This window comes from Streptomyces lydicus (genome assembly GCF_000717345.1).
In the GTDB taxonomy this organism is placed as follows: domain Bacteria; phylum Actinomycetota; class Actinomycetes; order Streptomycetales; family Streptomycetaceae; genus Streptomyces; species Streptomyces lydicus.
The window spans coordinates 12,186-30,655 of sequence record NZ_JNZA01000033.1; the positions used below are offsets into that span (position 1 = coordinate 12,186).

An 18,470-nucleotide genomic window follows, 5' to 3' on the forward strand; every position below is an offset into this window, starting at 1 on the left:
CCGTTGTCCGCGACGGCTCACGCCTTCACCGCGATCGCGGTCACCACCAGCCCTTCGCCGATCAGCCAGCCGCCGGTGAACTCCTTGAGTTCCTCGCCGTTGACGACCGGGCCCGGTACGAGGAGCCGGGCCGTGAAGGTCGCGTCGGTGGGGTCGAAGGTGAGCAGGGCGTCCTCGAAGCCCAGCCAGCGCCGGGTGAGCGGGTACCACGCCTTGTAGACGGACTCCTTGGCGCTGAAGATCAGCCGGTCCCAGCTGACCTCGGGCTGCAACGCCGCCAGACCGCGCAGCTGCGCGCGCTCCTCGGGCAGGGTGACCAGGTCGATCACGCCGGGGTCGTTCACCGGCTCATTGGGCTCCGCGTCCAGGCCCACCGTCAGCACGTCCCGGCGGCGGGCCACCGCGGCGGCGCGGTAGCCCGCGCAGTGGGTCATCGCGCCGACCACGCCGTCCGGCCACTGCGGCGCCCGGTCCCTGCCCGGGAGCAGCGGCGCCGGGGCGAAGCCGAGCCGGGACAGCGCGCTGCGGGCGCAGCCGCGTACGGTGCCGAACTCCAGCTGGCGCTTGGGGACCGCGTCGGCCACCAGCGCGCGCTCCTCGGGGAACATCTCCGACAGCGGGGCGTCGCGGAACGCCTCGGCGGTCACGACGGGCGCCGGCAACAACTTGTCGATCATGCGAGGGTCCCCGTGGTGCCGGAGGCCACGGTGGCCGGGGCGGGCAGGACCCGCACCGGACGGCCCGGCGCCGAGGAGCGCCGCTGCCACTCCCGCGGATAGCCGAGCGACACCTCCTGATGGGGAACGCCGTCGCACATCAGCAGCCGGGGGATGTGCAGATGGCCGTAGACCACGGTGGCGGCACGGAACCGCCGCGGCCAGTCGGCGGTCGCCTCCGTACCGCACCACAGCGCGAATTCGGGGTACCACAGCGGCTGGGTGGGCTCGCGCACGACGGGCCAGTGGTTGATCAGGACGGTCGGCAGGTCCGGTGGCAGGGCGGCGAGCCGGGCCTCGGTGGCGGCGACCCGCGCCCGGCACCACGCCTCCCGCGTCGGATAGGGGTCCGGGTGCAGATGGAACTCGTCGGTGCACACCACCCCGGCCTGCTCGGCGTGCGCGAGCGCCGCCTCCTTGGTCGCCAGGCCGGGCTGGCGGAAGGTGTAGTCGTAGAGCAGGAACAGCGGGGCGATGACGGCGGGGCCGCCGTCGCCCTCCCAGACCGGGTAGGGGTCCTCGGGCGTCAGGACGCCCAACTCCCGGCTGATTCGCACCAGATGGTCGTAGCGCGCCACGCCGCGCAGCTGCACCGGATCGTCGGCGGGTGTCCACAGCTCGTGGTTGCCCGGCACCCACACCACCTGGGCGAACCGGCTGCTGAGCAGGGAGAGCGCCCAGCGGATGTCGGAGACGTACTCGCCGACGTCGCCGGCGACCAGCAGCCAGTCGTCGTCGGACTCCGGCCTTAACTGCTCGACGATCTCGCGGTTCTCCTTGTAACGGACGTGCAGGTCGCTGACGGCCACCAGGGTGCCGCGCCCGCCGGACGCGGCACCGGGGGCGGGGGCGGCGGGCGCGGGGCCGGCGCCGCCGGGAGGGAGGGTGCGGATCTCGTAGGTCACGATCGAAGTAAAGACGGTGCGGGGGCGGGAGTGAAGGGCGGACGGGGGAGAAGGGCCGTCCGTCACCGGCCTGGTCGTGTCGGCGGGGGCGGGGGAGCGGGCCGCCCGCCGGTCCCCGTGGTCGCGGCGCCGCCGCGTCGGATGCGGGTCGCCAGCCACAGGTCGAAGCGGTCGTCGGGGTCGTCGAGGCGGCGGCCGGTGAGGTCCATGGCCTTGTCGAGGCGGTTGCGTACGGTGTGCCGGTGGACGCCGAGCCGCCGGCTGGTGGCGTCCCAGGCGCCGCCGGTCTCCAGCCAGGCGGCCAGGGTGGCGATCAGCTCCTCGCCGTTGTCGGCGAGGTCGAGCGGGCCGAGCACGGAGTCGGCGTAGCCGTGCAGCGTACGGCGGTCGCCGAGGTCGAGCAGCAGCCGGCTGGCCTGGCTCTGCCGGGCCTCGGCGGGTTCGCCTGCGGACCGGCTGACGGCCAGCAGCCCGGCCGCCTGACGCAGCGACACCCGTACCGCCTCCGGCGCGGTGACCGGGCCGATGCCGGCCGGGTGGTGCGGGGCGAAGCGGGCGAGCACGTCGCGGACGTCCAGGTCCTCGCCGACCACTGCCTCGATGAGCCCGCCCGGCGTCCCGCCGGGGCCCGTGCCGGTGACCCGGACGAGGCCGCCGGGGATCGCCAGTGCCAGATCGGCGGCCATCTCCTGCGCGGCGGCCGCGGCGGCCTCACCGGCCGCGCCGTTCGCCGCCTCCCGGCCGTCCTCCGGCTCCACCACGACGCCGCGCACCCGCTCGGCCGTCAGCCCCACCGAGTGCAGCATGTCCCGGGCCCGGTCCGCCGCCGGATCCTCCGCGGCCAGCAGCTCCGACAGCAGCGCCGACCTGCGGCGGCGCTCCGGCTCGTCGCGCAGGTGGCGGCGCTCCAGCTCCAGGGAGAGCAGCGAGACCAGTCCGGGGACGACCGAACGGGCGGCGTCGTCCGGGCGGCCGGTGAGCAGCAGCAGCCCGCGCAGCCGCCGCGCGCCCAGCGGCTGGACCTCCAGCTGCTGCCCTCCGGCGGTGCTGGACGCGCTGCCGCGCAGCCCGCGTGCGGCGACCCGTTCGACGAGGTCGCGGGCCTGCGGCGGCGGGGTGTGCTGCGCGCGGTCGCCGGTCGCGAGCAGCCGGCCCAGCGGATCGAGCACCGCCGCCCCCACCCCGGTGGCCGCCGTCCACTCCGCCAGCATCGGCCGCAGCCCGTCGCCGGCCGCCGCGGCGGTGAGCCGTCGCTGGGTGGCGAACGCCCGGTGCAGCACCTCGCGCTGTTCGTCGGCCCGGGCGTCGAAGACGGCCTTGGTGACGGCGATGAACGGGACCTCGTCGGGCACCGTCAGCAGCGGCAGCCCCGCCTCCTCGGCCGCCGCCACCAGCGGCGCCGGCGCCTCCTGGTACGGCAGCCCCTGGCCCAGCCCGAGCGCCAGGCACGCCGCCCCGCCCTCGGTCACCTCCCGGACGTACGCCCGGCAGGCGGCCGGGTCGCTCGGCAGCAGCAGGCCGATGGTCATCAGCAGTTCCCCGCCCTGGAGCCACTTTCCCGGGACCGGCAGATCGGAGACGGTCGCCGCCTCGATCGTGCGGTCCAGCAGCCGCGGCGGCACGTCGTAGGTGACCGACAACGCGAGGTCGGACCGGGCCAGCAGGTCGGAGATTCGCAGGGGCATAGACATAGTGTCCATCACATATCCATGGGATGGACGATCGGGCGATCGAGTCCCGGCGGCCGGGCCCCTGGTCACGGGCGGACCGAGGTGTGCCTGCGCCTCGGCGGTGTCGGGTGGGGTCAGCCGGTGTCGAGGCCGTCGACCAGGCGGTCGAGGAACCGGGTGAACAGGGCCTCGGGGGCCGGGGGGCGGCCGGGTGCGGAGAGCGCCTCGGCCAGCTCCGGGTGGTGGCCGTCGGCCGCGACGGCGGCGAGGTAGCGGGCTTCGGCCGCGGCCCGGCCGGGCGCGTCGGCGGCGGCCGCCTGCCGGATCTCGTAGCCGACGTGCGAGGCGACGAAGCCGGTGAGCAGGCTGAACACCTCCAGCTTCGCGCTGCCGTCCAGCCGGGTGGGCCGCAGGGCGGCGAGCGCGTGTTCCAGGAATGCCAGGGAGTGCGGGCCGGGCGTGCGCCGGGTGGCCAGCGCGGCGGGCAGCCAGGTGTGACGGAGCATCAGGTCCCGCTGGAGGTGCCCGATGGCCTTCAGGTCGGTGCGCCAGTCGCCGGTGCGGGCCGGTGCCGGGAGTTCGCCGCTGACGTGGTCGACCATCAGCTCCAGCAGGGTTTCCTTCTCGGGGGCGTAGCTGTAGAGCGACATGACGCCGGCCCCGACCTCGGAGGCGACCCGCCGCATGGTGACCGCCTCCAGCCCCTCGGCGTCCGCCAGGGCGACCGCCGCGGCGGTGATCGCCTCGCGGCTGAAGGAGGGCTTGCGGCCCCTGCCGGACGGGCGGGGGTTCAGCCAGAGCTGCTGGGGGTCGACACCTGCGGTGCCGGCCCCGTGACCACCGGGCACGAGCGTTTCCTTTCCTCTCCCGGACCGCCGGGACTTGCGGAGTCCATCCAAGCATCCACTATTCTCGTACAACGTACGTAAAAAGTGGAGGGGAAACGAACGATGACACCGCACCCGCACGACGTCGTGCCGAAGCCCGAGCGAGCCGTCCCGCCCGGCAAGCCACCGCTGGCCTCCCGGATGATGCGGGCGACCTGGCGCGGCCTCCCCGCCGCGCGGTACGGAGCCGGCTGTGAACGGGGTCTCGTGGTCCCGGCCGCGGACGGCAGCCCCCTGCTCACCGACCACTACTTCCCGCGGGCGAAGGGCGACTTCCCCACCCTCCTCGTGCGCTCGCCCTACGGCCGGGGCCTGCCGTGGTCACCCATGTTCGGCATGCTCTTCGCCGAGCAGGGCTTCCACGTGGTCCTCCAGAGCTGCCGCGGCACCGGCGGCTCGGGCGGCCGGTTCGACCTGTGGCGCAACGAACCCGGCGACGGCCGGGCCACCGTGGCCTGGCTGCGCGAACAGCCCTGGTTCAGCGGCACGCTGGGCACCATCGGCCCCAGCTACCTGGGCTATGTGCAGTGGGCGCTCGCCCTGGACCCGCCGCCGGAGCTGAAGGCCATGGTCATCCAGATCGGTCTGCACGATCCGCACGCCCTCTTCCACGAGGGCGGCGCGCTCCGCCTGAGCAACGCCCTCGCCGTCGGCGCCGGCATGACCTACCAGCACCAGGGACTGGTCCCGTTCGTGCGGGCGGCGCTGCGCCTCCAGCGCGGTCTGCGCCGGATCACCACCGCACGACCGCTGCGCGGCGCCCACGCGTCGGCCCTCGGCGACGTGTCCTGGCTGGACGAGGCGATGTCCCGCACGGACGCCGACGACCCGTATTGGCACGGCGCGTCCTTGAGCGCGGCGGCGGAGCGGCAGACGGTGCCCACCGCCCTGATCGGTGGCTGGCACGACGCCCTGGCCGACCAGACCTTCGAGCAGTTCGCCCGCCTGGGCCGGGACGGCTGCGACACGTCCCTGCTCGTCGGCCCCTGGACCCACACCTCCGCGCTTCAGCAGGGGTGGCCCGAGGTGTTCACCGAGAGCCTCGCCTGGCTGCGCGCGCACCTCTGTGACGACCCCGCCGGGCTGCGGCCCACCCGCGTGCGGGTGCACGTGGGCGGCGAAGGTGTCTGGCGGGACCTCGACGACTGGCCGCCCACCGGGCCGGTGACGACGTGGTTCCCCGCCGCCGACGGGACCCTCGGCCGGCAGGCGCCCGCGGATCCCGAGCCCCTGACGTCCTTCCGCTACGACCCCGCGGACCCCACCCCTTCCGTGGGCGGGCCCCTGCTCTCCCGGGACGCCGGGCCGCGCGACAACCGCACCCTGGAAGCGCGCGAGGACGTCCGGACCTTCACCGGTGCGCCGCTGACCGAACCCGTCGAGATCCTCGGCCCGGTCTCCGCCCGCCTGCGGATCTCCACGGACACCGGATACGCGGACGTCTTCGCCCGCCTCTGCGACGTCGACGCCGAGGGCCGTTCCACCAACATCTGCGACGGGCTGACCCGGCTGCGGACCACCGGGCAGGCCCCTTCCGACGTCACCGTCGCGATGAGCTCCACCGCCTACCGCTTCGCCGCGGGGCACCGCATGCGCCTCCAGGTCAGCGGCGGCGCCCATCCGCGCTACGCCCGCCATTCCGGCACCGGGGAGCCGGCGGTCGATGCCACCGGCCTCGTGCCGGTCCGCCTCACGCTGCACGGCGGCTCGACGCTGACGCTTCCGCACGGGGCGCAGGCGGTCCGGGGCGCCCCCGGTGCCGGGTGGCCGCCCGCATGAGCTGAGGCACTTCGTCCCGTTATGGTCGAGAAGTGGGGGAGTGGTGGTTCTCCGCTTCCCGGCCCGGCGGATCGGACGAAGGGACGTGAGCGGTATGCAGGCGGCGTTTCTGGTGGCCCCCCAGGGCACCGAACAGGTCGAGCTGACCGAGCCGTGGCAGGCGGTGACCACGGCGAACGGCACCCCGAAGCTGATCTCCACCGCCACGGGAAAGGTCCAGGCGTTCCACCACCTGGACAAGGCGGACACCTTCCCCGTCGATCTGACCGTGGACGAAGCCACCGAGGCGGACTTCGACGGGCTGGTGCTGCCCGGTGGGGTGGCCAACCCGGACGCGTTGCGCCTGGACAAGCGGGCCGTGGCCCTCGTCCGGTCGTTCTTCGACGCCGGGAAGCCGGTGGCGGCCATCTGCCACGCGCCCTGGACCCTGATCGAGGCCGAGGTGGTGCGCGGCCGCACGCTGACCTCCTGGCCGAGCCTGCGGACCGACCTGCGCAACGCCGGCGCCACCTGGGTCGACGAACAGGTGAAGATCTGCACGGCCGGCCCGAACACCCTGATCACCAGCCGCAAGCCGGCCGATCTGCCCGCCTTCTGCGAGGCATTCCTCGCGGAGTTCTCGCACTAGGCGGCGGGCCCCGCCCTACGGGGCCCGCCCTACGGCCCCAGCACCACCACAGACTCCGGTGGCAGCCGCAGCACGCCGTCCGCGCCGGGGAGCCGGGCCTCCGGCCAGCCCGCCAGAACCTCCAGGCTCCGCCCGGTGAGGCCGACGGGAACGGAGGCCGTCGCCCCGCGCCCGAAGTTGACCGCCACCCGCACCGGACCCCGGCGCAGCAGCAGCCAGCGGGCGTCCTCGTCGAAGGTCACTTCCGTGTGGCGGGGATCCGGGTCGGTCAGCGCCGGCAGCTCGCGGCGGAGGGCCAGCAGCGTACGGTGCCAGGCGAGCAGCGAGTCGTGCGGTGCGAGGACCGGTTCGCTCCAGTCCAGGACGCAGCGGTCGCGGGTGGCCGGATCCTGCGGGTCGGGCCACTCACCGGCGTCGCCCGCCCAGTCGTGCGCGGCGAACTCACGCCGCCGGCCGGCGCGTACCGCCTCCGCCAGCTCCGGATCCGTGTGGTCGGTGAAGTACTGCCAGGGGGTGGTGGCCCCCCACTCCTCGCCCATGAACAGCATCGGGGTGAACGGCGAGCACAGCACCAGCGCGGCCGCGCCGGCGAGCAGCCCGGCGGGCAGACTCGCCGCGAGCCGGTCGCCGAGCGCGCGGTTGCCGATCTGGTCGTGCGTCTGGGCGTAGGCCAGCAGCCGGTACGCGGGCGTGGTCCGCAGGTCGAGCGGCGCGCCGTGCGGCCCGCCGCGGAAGCTGGAGTACGTACCGTCGTGGAAGAAGCCGCCGGTCAGCGTCTTGGCCAGGGCGGCGAGCGGGGCCCGCGCGAAGTCGGCGTAGTAGCCCTGGGATTCACCGGTCAGCGCGGTGTGCAGGGCATGGTGGAAGTCGTCGTTCCACTGGGCGTGCAGCCCCTGGCCGCCGCTCTCCCGCGGCGCCGTGGTGCGCGGATCGTTCAGGTCGGACTCGCCGATCAGGAACAGCGGACGCCCCAGCCGGGCGGCCAGCCCGTCCACCGCGGCGGAGAGCTTGGCGAGGAAGTGCGGGGTGCGGTCGTCGTGCAGCGCGTGGACCGCGTCCAGCCGCAGCCCGTCGAGCCGGTAGTCGCGCAGCCAGGACAGCGCGCTGCCGAGGAAGTAGCCACGCACCTCGTCCGAGCCGGGGGCGTCGAGGTTGACCGCCGCGCCCCACGGCGTGTGGTGGGTGTCGGTGAAGTACGGCCCGAATGCCGGGAGATGGTTGCCGGACGGGCCGAGGTGGTTGTGCACCACGTCGAGCACCACGCCCAGCCCGAGGCCGTGTGCCGCGTCCACGAACCGCTTGAGCCCCTCGGGCCCGCCGTACGGCTCGTGCACCGCCCAGGGCGCCACCCCGTCGTAGCCCCAGCCGTGCGTGCCGGGGAAGGGGCAGACGGGCATCAGCTCGACATGGGTGACGCCCAAATCGGCGAGGTGGCGCAGCCGGGCGGCCGCCGCGTCGAACGTGCCCTCCGGGGTGTACGTGCCGACGTGCAGCTCGTAGAGGACCGCGCCGGGCAGCGGGCGGCCGGACCACGGGTGCCGCCAGCCGAACCGGTCGTGGTCGACCACCGCCGCGGGCCCGTCGGGGCCCTCCGGCAGCCGCGCCGCGCGCGGGTCAGGCAGCGGCGGACCCCCGTCGAGCCGGAAGACATAGCGGTCCCCGTCCGCGGCCGGCGCCTCGGCGCGCCACCAGCCGTCCCGGTCGCCGTCGCGCTCCATCGGGACCGGCGGCCGGCCGGCCCGGTCCCCGGCCCACTGGAGGGCGACCCGCCCGGCGCGCGGCGCCCACACCTCGAACAGCACGACCGTCCTCCTTCGTCCGCTCCGGTACGACCCAAGCACGTCGGAGCGCCGCCGGACAGCCCGACGTGGCGGTACGGGCCGACATCGCGCCAACGAGCCACCGCACCGGCCCGTTCCGGCGAGCCCGGCCGGCCCGCCGTCCCCACCGCCCTGCATCGCCTGGACAGCGGCTCGCGCCGGCCGGACAATCACCGCATGACTTCGCTCGAGTTCCCCGCGCGGCCGGCGCGTCCGTCCGATGCCGACCGGGAACGCGCCCTCGACCTGCTGCGCGACGGCGCGGCACAGGGACGGCTCTCCCAGGACACCTTCCTGCGGCGCATGGAACTCGTCCTCACCGCCCAGCAGCACTCCGAACTCGACCTGGCGACGGCCGACTTGGAGAGCCGCGGCAAGGTCCAGGGGCTGCTGCTGCGGATGGTCGGCCGGGCGTCGGCGTTCAACCTCCGGGTGCGCCGGGCCTGGCGCATGGAGCGGCTGCCCAAGCTCCTGCTGCCGGAGCCCGGGCCCCTCCCGCTGCTCATAGGGCGCGCCCCCGGCGTGGGCCTCCGGCTCAACCACGAGACGGTCTCCCGCGCCCACGCCGAACTCCGCAGCGACGGCAAGGGCTGGATGCTGCGCGACCTCGGCTCCACCAACGGCACCTGCGTCAACGGCCGCCGGGTGGTCGGCGAGGTCCCCGTCGGCCCCGGCGACCACATCACCTTCGGCCGGGTGGACTACGTCCTGACGGAGCGCTGAGGCGCCTCCTCGTGCCCGGCCGGCACCGGCCGGTCGCCCGACGGATACGACATCCACACCCCTTCCCCGTGCGTCAGGCCCGGCAACGCCGCCTCGGCCGGGCCCGCCTGACGCGCCGGAATCACCCCGCTCACCAGCCAGGACCGCAGGCCGCCGGAGGTGTCGGACAGCTCCGCGCCCAGCGCGCCCAGCCGGGCGGTCACCGCCGCCAGCGCGCTGACCGGGATCTCCGCCTCGAAGGCGTGGCAGGGCTCGTAGACCTGGGTGCCGGCCCGTTCCAGGGCCTGCAGCAGCACCACGGGCGTGATCGCGCGGAAGTGCCCGGCGGTGCTGAGCGGCCCGACGAAGCCGGAACGCGTCAGCACCACCCGGCAGTCGGTCACCGCCCGGCCGCGCGGGCCCCGTCGCAGGGTGGCCTGCACGGACTCCTCGATGGCCTGGTGGAAGCCGTGCGGCAGGGCGCCCAGTTCGGTCTCGTAGGTGAAGACCGGGCCGGAGCCGTGGGCGCCCGGCTCGACCCGCAACCCGACCGTGGCCCACTCCCCGACGTGCCGGCGCCCCTCGATCTCGTGGCATGCCTCGCCGGTGCCGCGCGGCCGCTCGACGCACAGCACCCGGCTCGGCGCGAACCCGGCCGCGATGCCGTAGTCGTCGTGCAGGGTGGCCGCGATGATCTCCTTCTGCACCTCGCCGTGCAGCAGCACCGACGTCGCGCCGTCGGGCGCCGGGCGGACCTGGAGCAGCGGGTCCTGGTCGGCGAGGGCCAGCAGCGCGGCGCGCAGCGCGGCGGACCGCGCCGGGTCGTCGGCCCGGACGACGGTCTCCAGCGTGGGGGAGGCGAACAGCTCGGCGGCGCCGGTGTCGTCGCCCGGCGGGCCGAGGCGGTCCCCGGTACGGATGCCGGGCAGCCCGCGGAGCACCGCGATGTTGCCGGGCGTGAGGGGCCCGTCCTCGCCGGGTGCCCGGCCGACGACGTCGAGTGCGGTGATCCGGCCGGTCAGCGGCCCGCGCGCGTCGGCCGGGGCGCCGGGGCGGTGCCACTCGATCTGCTGGCGGGGCCGCAACTCGCCGCCGAAGAGCCGGAGAAAGGCCCTGCGCTCGCCCTTCGGTGGCTGGTGCACGGCGAAGACCGTGCCGCGCGGCGGACCGCCCGGGGCGGCCGGGGCCGGCGGGATCAGCCGCACCATCCCCTCGATGAGTGGGCCGACGCCCTGGCCGGCGAGCGCCGAACCGAAGTACAGCGGGTGCAGCGAACCGTCGGCCGTCCGGGCGGCCAGCGCCGCGGCCAGCCGCTCCGCGGTCAGCGGCGCGCCGCCTTCCGGCTCCCGCCCCGGCCCCTCGGGCGGCCCGTCCACCAGCAGGGCGAGTACGGACTCGTCGACCTCGGCCACCGCTTCGGCGATCCGCTCGCGGACCCGCGGCTCCGTCAGGTCGTACGGCACCGAGCGGGCCTGCGGGGTGCCGAGGCCGGTCACCGACGTCATCGGGACGGCGGTGGGCGCCAGCAGGCGGTGGATGTCGCGGACCAGCTCCTCGCCCCGGGCGCCGGCCCGGTCGATCTTGTTGACGAAGAGCAGGGTGGGCAGCCGCAGTCGCCGCAGGGTCTTCATCAGCACCCTGGTCCTGGCCTGGACGCCCTCCACCGCGGACAGCAGCAGCACGGCGCCGTCGAGCACCCCCAGGGCGCGTTCGACCTCGGCGATGAAGTCGGAGTGGCCGGGGGTGTCGAGGAGATTTACCTGGACGTCGCCGACGGTGAAGGAGGCGACGGCCGAGCGGATGGTGATGCCGCGCTGCCGCTCCAGCGCGCCGGTGTCGGTGCAGGTGTCACCGGAGTCGACGCTGCCGAGCCGGCCGATGGTGCCGGTGTCGAACAGCAGCCGCTCGGTGAGGCTGGTCTTACCCGCGTCGACGTGGGCGAGAATCCCGATATTGAGGGTGTGACGGATGCGCATGGGTGAGTGAGTCCTCGAGAACTGACGTCCGGTAGGGGCGCTGGGTCGTTCCGAGGAATCCGCGCATTCCGTGCTCCTGAGCAGTGGGTCGTGGGTACGGCGCCATGGTCGCAGACCCGCGCGGTACCGCAACCGAATTACCCGGGCAGCGGTGTCAGTGCTGGTGCAGCCCCCGGCCCGCCAGGGTCAGAAAGGTCTCGCCCACCGCTTCCGAGAGGGTCGGGTGGGGGTGGATGTGCTGCGCGACGTCGAGGGGTTCGGCGTCCCAGGCCACCATCAGCTGGCTCTCGGCGATCAGCTCCGAGACGTGCGGGCCCACGAGGTGGACACCCAGGACGGCCCCGGTGGCCTCGCCACCCGCGCCGTCCGCCGCCACCACCGCCTTCACCAGGCCGCCCTGCCCGTGGACCATCCCCTTCGCGACGGCCGTCAGCGGCAGCGAGTTGACCCTGACGTCCAGGCCGCGGGCCCGCGCCTCGGCCTCCGTCAGCCCGACGGCGGCGGTCTGCGGCGCGGAGTACGTCACCCTGGGCACGGTCGCGTAGTCCACCGGGCGGGACGGGATCCCGGCGAGCGTCTCGGCGACCAACAGGCCCTCCGCGAAGGACGCGTGGGCCAGCCCGAGCGAGGGCGGCGGCAGCAGGTCACCGACCACATGGATGCCGGGAACGGCGGTCTCCAGCCGGGACCAGTCGGCGGGCGGCAGGAAACCGCGCGGGTCGGTGGCCAGCCCGGCGGCCGCCAGGTCCAGCCCGTCGGTCACCGGGACCCGGCCCACCGCGACCAGCAGCCGCTCGGCCCCGATCACCGTCTCCGCGCCGGCGGCGGTGCGGACCGTGGCCCGCACCCCGTCGTCCAGCACCTCGGCGCCGGTGAGCGTCGCGCCCGTACGAACCGTGATGCCGCGCTTCTTCAGCCCGCGCGCCAGGTGGCGGCTGACGTCCGCGTCCTCCAGCGGGAGCAGCCGGTCCGCGGCCTCGACGAGGGTCACCTCGGCGCCCATGGAGCGGTGGAAGGACGCGTACTCGACGCCGATCGCCCCGCCGCCCAACACCAGGACCGACCGCGGGAGTTCGGCGGCGAAGAGCGCGTCGTCACTGGTGACCACCGGGCCCCCGGCGGTGAGCCCCGGCAGCATCCGCGGCCGCGAGCCGGTGGCCAGCACGATGCCGCGCCGGGCGGTGAAGGGACCGGCGCCCTCGATGACGACCGTACGGGGGCCGGTCAGCCGGGCCGTACCGTGCACGACCCGCACACCAGCCGCGGCCAGCCGGCCGGTCACGCCCTGGTGGTTGCGGGCGACGATGGCGTCCCGGGTGGCCACCAGGGCGGACCAGTCGACGGAGTCCAGCGTGGCCTTCACCCCCCACCGCTCACGGGCCTCGGCGATGCCGTCCACCAGCTCGGCCGCGTGCAGCATGGCCTTGCTGGGGATGCAGCCGCGGTGCAGACAGGTGCCGCCGACCAGAGCGCGTTCGGCCAGGACCACGCGCAGGCCAAGGGAGGCGGCACGCAGCGCCGTGCCGTAGCCACCGGTGCCGCCGCCGATGATGATCACGTCTGTTTCGTTCATGCGCCCAAGCCTCGTCCCACCTGCGGTGATGAGTCCAAGGCAAGTTTTCTCTCCCTCCCATGAGTAGGGTGCATGGCGCAGACGAACAGGGGGCGGGGATGAGTCTTCGGCAGATGGAGTACCTGGTCGCGGTCGTCGAGGAGGAGTCCTTCACCCGCGCCGCCGAGGCCCTGCACGTCACCCAGTCCGCGCTCTCCCACCAGATCAAGGCGCTGGAACGGGAGGTCGGCGGGCCGCTGCTGGAGCGGATGACCCGCGGGGTGCGCCTGACCCCGATGGGCCGGGCCTACTTCCCGCACGCCGAACTCGCCGTCCGCAGCGCCCGGCAGGCCCGGCGCGCCGCGCTGGCCGCGGGCGGCGCGCAGAGCGGTGAACTGCACCTCGCCACCGTGCACGCCCACGCGATCGGGGTGCTGCCGCAGGTCTGCGCGCGCTGGGTCCGCGAGCACCCCGGCGTACGGCTGGTGCTCCACGAGTACGCCACCACCGAGGAGCTCCACGAGCACATGACGCGCGGCGTCGCGGACCTGGCGCTCGGCCCGCGCCCCGAGGGCTGGCAGGGCCCGGTCACCGTCGTCGGCCGGGAACGGATCGTGCTGGTAGTGCCGCACGGCGATCCGCTCGCGGGGCGGGAGTCGGTGCGGCTGGCGGAGCTGGCGGACCGCTCGTGGGTGCGCTGCAGCCTGGAGCCGGTGGTCGAGGGGCGACGCTGGCTGGACCGGGAGTGCGAGCGGGTGGGCTTCACCCCGCGGACCGCCGTCCGCACCCAGCACAGCTCCACCGCCGTCCGGATGGCGTCCGCGGGCGTCGGTGTCCTGCTCACCGCGGCCCACGAACTCACCGGTCTGGACTGTGCGGCCGTGCCCACCGACCCGCCGTGGCGCCGCGACATCACGGTCTTCTCCCGCCTTGAACTGACCGGCGCGGCCGCGGAGTTCACCGAGCTGCTGCGGGGCGGTGCGGGCCCGGACGCCGGCTGACCGGCCTCACTCGGCAGCGAACAGCGCCACCGGCGCGTCCGCCAGCAGCTCGCTCAGCCCCACCAGCGCACCGCCCGGCACCTCACGCCCGGTCAGCAGCTCGCGCCAGGGCCCGCCCGGCGGCAGCCGCAGTCCGGTGTCCCACCAGCCGCCGGTCTCCACCAGCCGCAGCGAGAGCCGGGTCAGCACCGTCACCACCCGCCCGCTGCGGCAGAACGCCACGCAGTGGTCGGCCGCCGGCCCCTCGGCCCGCACCGGCTCGTACGACGCGGCGGCCCCGAACCACTCCGGACGACGGCGCCGCAGCCGCAGCGCGGTGGCCGTCAGCCGCAGCTTCTCGGCGGACAGATCGAGCGGCGCGGCGCCGCCGTCGAGCTCGGCGAGCAGTTCCGGCCGGAAGCGCGCGGGTGCGCGGTTGTCCGGGTCGACCAGCGCCGTGTGGAGGCGTTCGCTGCCCTGGTAGAGGTCGGGGACGCCCGGCATGGTCAGGTGCAGCAGCGCGGCGCCCAGCACATTGGCGCGGACGAACGGGGCCAGCTCGGCGTCCAGCGCGGCCAGCGGCGCGCCGAGCGGACCGCAGGGCCCGCTGTGCACGAACTCCGTCACCGCCTCCTCGTAGTCCGCGCGCGGCTCCGTCCACGACGTGCGCAGCCCGGCTTCCCGCGCCGCCTTGAGGACCGCGGGCGCCACCCGTTCCGCGCCCGCCCCGCCGGCCGGGGCGCCCAGGCCGAAGGCGGTCTGCCAGGCCAGCCAGGACACCATCGGGTCCGCCGGACCCGCGCCGTCCACCCCGCTCCCGACCCCGCACACCGCCGCCTCGGCCATCGACCCCAGCACATCGCGCCAGCGGTCCGGGCACTCCGACAGCACCGCGATCCGCGCCCGCACATCGGCGCTGCGCTTGGTGTCGTGCGTGGACAGCACCGTGCCCGTCGTCGGCCAGTCCCGCTGCACCCGGGCGCAGTACGCGTGGAAGGCGTCCGGCCCGAGCGCCGGCTCCCCGGGATCGCCGCCGACCTCGCAGGCCGACAGCAGCACCGGATAGCGGTAGAAGGCGGTGTCCTCCACGGACTTGGCGTGCAGGGCGGAGGCGGTCTGGGCGAAGCGGGCCGCGAAGTCCGCGCGGTCGGCGCGGTCCGCCGCGTCCGGCGTGTCGCCGTGCCCGCCGTCGCCGTCCGGCTCGTCCGGGCACCGGCCGAGCGCCAGATCGTGGATCAGATCCACCGCCCGTGCCTCCTCCGGTACCCGGAACGCGCCGCGGGCCCCCGTCGCGGCCCGGCCCAGCATCGCCGCGTCCGTCGCCGCCCGCGTCGCGTCGGCGGCGTACGGCCGGTAGACCGGCAGCCGCACCAGCAGCTCGCGGAGCGCCTGCCGCAGCGCCCAGGGCGCGTGGTCGCCCGGCCGCGGGGCGCGCCCGCTGATCCGCGCCGCGGTCCGCACCAGCCGCTCGACCTCCGCGGCCAGATCGTGCGTGACGACCTCGTACGCGGCCCGGCGCACCGTCTCCTCCCAGTCGCCGCCCTCGTCGGCCAGCGGGGTGACGAAGTCCCGGTAGTGGGAGAAGAGCCGCCCGGAGCCCTGGGGGCAGACGAACAGGCCGTCGATGTGCCGCAGCGCGTCGTAGCCGGTCGTGCCCGCGCACGCCCAGCTCGCGGGAAGCCGCTCGTCGCCGGTGAGGATCTTCTCGACGACGGTCCAGCGGCCGCCGGTGCCCTCGTGCAGCCGGGCCAGATAGCCGCCGGGATCCACCAGCCCGTCGGGGTGGTCGATGCGCAGCCCGTCGATGACCCCGTCACGGACCAGCCGCAGCACCGTGCGGTGCGTCGCGTCGAAGACCTCGGGGTCCTCGACGCGCACCCCGATCAGCTCCGAAATGGTGAAGAAGCGGCGGTAGTTCAGCTCGCTGCGGGCCAGCCGCCACCAGGCGAGGCGGTACCACTGGGACGCGAGGAGGCGCGGCAGCGGCAGCTCCTCGGTACCGGGGCGCAGCGGGAAGGCGTGGTCGTGATAGCGCAGCACCCCGTCGCCGGCCGCCACGACGAAGTGCGGCAGCTCGTCGCCGAGCGGCCCGCCCAGCACCGGCAGCAGCAGCCGCCCGTCGTGCCCGCCGTCCCAGTCGATGTCGAACCACCGGGCGTACGGGGAGGCCGGGCCGTCGCGCAGCACCTCCCACAGCGGCCCGTTCAGCCCGGCCGGCTGCGGCACCGCCATGTGGTTCGGCACGAGGTCGACGACCAGCCCGAGGCCGTGTGCCCGGGCCGTCGCCGCCAGCTGCCGCAGGCCCCGCTCACCGCCCAGCTCGGCCCGTACCGCCGTGTGGTCGACCACGTCGTAGCCGTGCGTGGAGCCGGGCACCGACTCCAGCACCGGCGAGAGGTGCAGGTGCGACACGCCCAGCTCGGCCAGATGGGGGACCGCCCGCTCGGCCGCGGCGAACGGGAAGTCCGGCTGGAGCTGCAGCCGGTAGGTGGCGGTCGGCGACGGACTCGAGGGCTGCGTCATGGGAACACCCGTACCCCGTCGGCGGGCCGTTTCGTCATCGGCCGCCGTACCGATCCTCCGCACCGTCCCGCCACCCGGACCCCCGCCGCTACGCCGGCCGCTGGAGCACCAGCAGGCTGCGCCCGATCAGCGTCAGCCGGTCGCCGGCCTTGACCTTGGCGCCGCCGCCGTCGGCCACGGCCTGCGGCCGGTCGGTGTCCACCACGACCTGCCACTGACGGCCCAGGTGCTCGGGAACGATGAACTCCTTGTCCTGGTCATGGGCGTTGAACATCAGCAGGAACGAGTCGTCGGTGACCGGTTCGCCGCGCGGGCCCGGCTCGGAGATCGAGCTGCCGTTCAGGAAGACCGTCAGGGACTTGGCGTGCACCGACTGCCAGTCGCGCGGCCCCATCTCCCCGCCGCCGGCCGTGAACCACGCGATGTCCGACAGCTCGTCCCTGGTGCCCTCCATCGGATGGCCCTGGAAGAACCGCCGGCGCCGGAACACCGGATGGTCGCGCCGCAGCCACACCATCTGCCGTACGAACTCCAGCAGCGCCAGCTGCTCCTCGTCCGCGTCGGGAGCCTCCCACCCCCCGTCCGCCGTGTCGTCGTCCTCCGCGTACGGCCCGTCGGGACCGTCGGCCTCGTACGACGCGCCGCCCGACGGTTCGCCGGGCTCCGGCCAGCGCACCCACGACAGCTCGTTGTCCTGGCAGTAGGCGTTGTTGTTGCCGCCCTGGGTGCGCCCGAACTCGTCGCCGTGACTGAGCATCGGCACGCCCTGCGACAGCATCAGCGTGGCGAGGAAGTTCCGCATCTGCCGGGCCCGCAGCCGCCGCACCGAGGGATCGTCGGTCGGTCCCTCCGCACCGCAGTTCCAGGACCGGTTGTGCCGCTCCCCGTCACGGTTGTCCTCGCCGTTGGCCTCGTTGTGCTTGTCGTTGTACGCGACGAGGTCGTGCAGGGTGAAGCCGTCGTGGCAGGTCACGAAGTTCACCGAGGCCAGCGGCCGCCGCCCGTCCTCCTGATAGAGGTCCGACGACCCCGTCAGCCGGGACCCGAACTCCGCCAGGGTGCGCGGCTCCCCCCGCCACAGGTCCCGCACGGTGTCCCGGTACTTGCCGTTCCACTCGGTCCACAGCGGCGGGAAGTTGCCCACCTGGTAGCCGCCCTCACCGACGTCCCACGGCTCGGCGATCAGCTTGACCTGGCTGACGACCGGGTCCTGGTGCACCAGGTCGAAGAACGACGACAGCCGGTCCACCTCGTGGAACTGCCGGGCCAGTGTCGCCGCCAGGTCGAAGCGGAAGCCGTCCACCCGCATCTCCTGCACCCAGTAACGCAGCGAGTCCATCACCAGCTGGAGCACGTGCGGGCTGCGCATCAGCAGCGAGTTGCCGGTGCCGGTGGTGTCCATGTAGTACTGCCGGTCCTCCGACAGCCGGTAGTAGGAGGCGTTGTCCAGACCCCGGAAGGACAGCGTGGGGCCCAGGTGGCTGCCCTCCGCCGTGTGGTTGTAGACCACGTCGAGGATCACCTCGATACCGGCCTGGTGCAGCGCCCGCACCGCCGTCTTGAACTCCAGCACCTGCTGACCGCGGTCGCCCCAGGAGGCGTAGGCGTTGTGCGGGGCGAAGAACCCGATGGTGTTGTAGCCCCAGTAGTTCGTCAGCCCCGCGTCCACCAGCCGGTGGTCCTGGACGAACTGGTGCACCGGCATCAGCTCCAGGGCGGTCACCCCGAGCTTCGTCAGATGGTCGATGATCGCCGGATGCGCCAGCCCCGCGTAGGTGCCGCGCAGCTCCTCGGGCAGCTCCGGATGGCGCATCGTCAGGCCCTTCACATGGGCCTCGTAGAGCACCGTCTCGTGGTACGCGGTGCGCGGCGGGCGGTCGTCGCCCCAGTCGAAGTACGGATTGACCACGACCGACGCCATGGTGTGCGGCGCCGAGTCCAGGTCGTTGCGCACCTCGGGCCGTCCGAAGTGGTAGCCGTACACCGCCTCGTCCCAGTCGATCACCCCGCTCACGGCCCGGGCGTACGGGTCGAGCAGCAGCTTCGCGGAGTTGCAGCGGTGGCCCCGCTGCGGCTCGTAGGGTCCGTGCACCCGGAAGCCGTAACGCTGCCCGGGCATCACCCCCGGAAGGTAGGCGTGCCGCACGAAGGCGTCACTCTCGCGCAGCTCGACGGCGGTCTCCGAACCGTCGTCGTGCAGCAGACACAGTTCGATACGCTTCGCGGCTTCGGAGAACACCGCGAAGTTGGTGCCCGCCCCGTCATAGGTGGCACCCAGCGGATACATCTGTCCCGGCCAGACCTGCATGCGTAGACTCTTCCACTTTCTCGT

General features: G+C 74.4%; 13 protein-coding genes. 4 read left to right on the plus strand and 9 right to left on the minus strand.

All coding sequences use genetic code 11. The features are described 5' to 3' along the window. Positions 1 to 17: 17 nt before the first annotated feature. From OO62_RS27245 to OO62_RS27260, 4 genes are all read right to left on the minus strand, one after another. Complete coding sequence (locus OO62_RS27245) at positions 18 to 677, minus strand: 4'-phosphopantetheinyl transferase family protein (protein ID WP_033270256.1); 660 nt, start codon at positions 675 to 677, stop codon at positions 18 to 20. Continuing rightward, the gene (locus OO62_RS27250; protein ID WP_033270304.1) at positions 674 to 1,621 is read right to left on the minus strand and encodes a metallophosphoesterase family protein; all 948 of its coding nucleotides are present in this window, start codon (positions 1,619 to 1,621) and stop codon (positions 674 to 676) included. The genes OO62_RS27245 and OO62_RS27250 overlap by 4 nt, the downstream gene beginning before the upstream one ends. Positions 1,622 to 1,683: 62 nt before the next feature. Then, on the minus strand, positions 1,684 to 3,306 hold the full coding sequence (locus tag OO62_RS27255) for a PucR family transcriptional regulator (protein WP_033270257.1): 1,623 nt from the start codon (positions 3,304 to 3,306) through the stop codon (positions 1,684 to 1,686). Between the two features lie 119 nt (positions 3,307 to 3,425). Continuing rightward, positions 3,426 to 4,139, minus strand: coding sequence for a TetR/AcrR family transcriptional regulator (locus OO62_RS27260; protein ID WP_033270258.1), 714 nt, complete (start codon positions 4,137 to 4,139; stop codon positions 3,426 to 3,428). A 183-nt stretch (positions 4,140 to 4,322) separates the two neighbouring features. Between OO62_RS27260 and OO62_RS27265 the strand changes: the two genes are divergently transcribed. Both OO62_RS27265 and OO62_RS27270 read left to right on the plus strand, forming a co-directional pair. After that, positions 4,323 to 5,957, plus strand: coding sequence for a CocE/NonD family hydrolase (locus OO62_RS27265; RefSeq protein ID WP_106974906.1), 1,635 nt, complete (start codon positions 4,323 to 4,325; stop codon positions 5,955 to 5,957). A 94-nt stretch (positions 5,958 to 6,051) separates the two neighbouring features. Then, entirely contained in the window at positions 6,052 to 6,585 is a 534-nt protein-coding gene (locus OO62_RS27270; protein ID WP_033270259.1) for a type 1 glutamine amidotransferase domain-containing protein, read from the plus strand. A gap of 29 nt (positions 6,586 to 6,614) precedes the next feature. On the opposite strand, the gene treZ is transcribed toward OO62_RS27270, so the two are convergent. After that, on the minus strand, positions 6,615 to 8,387 hold the full coding sequence (treZ, locus tag OO62_RS27275) for a malto-oligosyltrehalose trehalohydrolase (RefSeq protein WP_033270260.1): 1,773 nt from the start codon (positions 8,385 to 8,387) through the stop codon (positions 6,615 to 6,617). A 195-nt stretch (positions 8,388 to 8,582) separates the two neighbouring features. On the opposite strand from treZ, the gene OO62_RS27280 reads away from it, so the two are divergent. Beyond that, entirely contained in the window at positions 8,583 to 9,128 is a 546-nt protein-coding gene (locus OO62_RS27280) for an FHA domain-containing protein (RefSeq protein ID WP_033270261.1), read from the plus strand. Here OO62_RS27280 and otr(A) read toward each other — a convergent pair. Both otr(A) and lpdA read right to left on the minus strand, forming a co-directional pair. After that, positions 9,107 to 11,083, minus strand: a complete 1,977-nt coding sequence (gene otr(A) / locus OO62_RS27285; protein ID WP_051733642.1) for a tetracycline resistance ribosomal protection protein Otr(A) — start codon at positions 11,081 to 11,083, stop codon at positions 9,107 to 9,109. The genes OO62_RS27280 and otr(A) overlap by 22 nt on opposite strands. Positions 11,084 to 11,237: 154 nt before the next feature. Beyond that, a complete protein-coding gene (gene lpdA, locus OO62_RS27290) occupies positions 11,238 to 12,656 on the minus strand; it encodes a dihydrolipoyl dehydrogenase (protein ID WP_033270262.1) in 1,419 nt (472 codons plus the stop codon). A gap of 98 nt (positions 12,657 to 12,754) precedes the next feature. Between lpdA and OO62_RS27295 the strand changes: the two genes are divergently transcribed. After that, the gene (locus OO62_RS27295; RefSeq protein WP_033270263.1) at positions 12,755 to 13,636 is read left to right on the plus strand and encodes a LysR family transcriptional regulator; all 882 of its coding nucleotides are present in this window, start codon (positions 12,755 to 12,757) and stop codon (positions 13,634 to 13,636) included. A 6-nt stretch (positions 13,637 to 13,642) separates the two neighbouring features. On the opposite strand, the gene treY is transcribed toward OO62_RS27295, so the two are convergent. Both treY and glgX read right to left on the minus strand, forming a co-directional pair. Beyond that, the gene (gene treY / locus OO62_RS27300) at positions 13,643 to 16,138 is read right to left on the minus strand and encodes a malto-oligosyltrehalose synthase (protein ID WP_033270264.1); all 2,496 of its coding nucleotides are present in this window, start codon (positions 16,136 to 16,138) and stop codon (positions 13,643 to 13,645) included. Positions 16,139 to 16,226: 88 nt separating this feature from the next. Continuing rightward, complete coding sequence (gene glgX / locus OO62_RS27305) at positions 16,227 to 18,446, minus strand: glycogen debranching protein GlgX (protein ID WP_033270265.1); 2,220 nt, start codon at positions 18,444 to 18,446, stop codon at positions 16,227 to 16,229. Between the last annotated feature and the right edge of the window lie 24 nt (positions 18,447 to 18,470).

Coding starts and splice junctions, on each gene's coding strand:
- OO62_RS27245 (WP_033270256.1), bottom strand. CDS start 677: ATGATCGACAAGTTGTTGCCGGCGCCCGTCGTGACCGCCGAGGCGTTC.
- OO62_RS27255 (WP_033270257.1), bottom strand. CDS start 3,306: ATGCCCCTGCGAATCTCCGACCTGCTGGCCCGGTCCGACCTCGCGTTG.
- OO62_RS27265 (WP_106974906.1), top strand. CDS start 4,323: ATGCGGGCGACCTGGCGCGGCCTCCCCGCCGCGCGGTACGGAGCCGGC.
- OO62_RS27270 (WP_033270259.1), top strand. CDS start 6,052: ATGCAGGCGGCGTTTCTGGTGGCCCCCCAGGGCACCGAACAGGTCGAG.
- OO62_RS27280 (WP_033270261.1), top strand. CDS start 8,583: ATGACTTCGCTCGAGTTCCCCGCGCGGCCGGCGCGTCCGTCCGATGCC.
- lpdA (WP_033270262.1), bottom strand. CDS start 12,656: ATGAACGAAACAGACGTGATCATCATCGGCGGCGGCACCGGTGGCTAC.
- OO62_RS27295 (WP_033270263.1), top strand. CDS start 12,755: ATGAGTCTTCGGCAGATGGAGTACCTGGTCGCGGTCGTCGAGGAGGAG.
- treY (WP_033270264.1), bottom strand. CDS start 16,138: ATGACGCAGCCCTCGAGTCCGTCGCCGACCGCCACCTACCGGCTGCAG.
- glgX (WP_033270265.1), bottom strand. CDS start 18,446: ATGCAGGTCTGGCCGGGACAGATGTATCCGCTGGGTGCCACCTATGAC.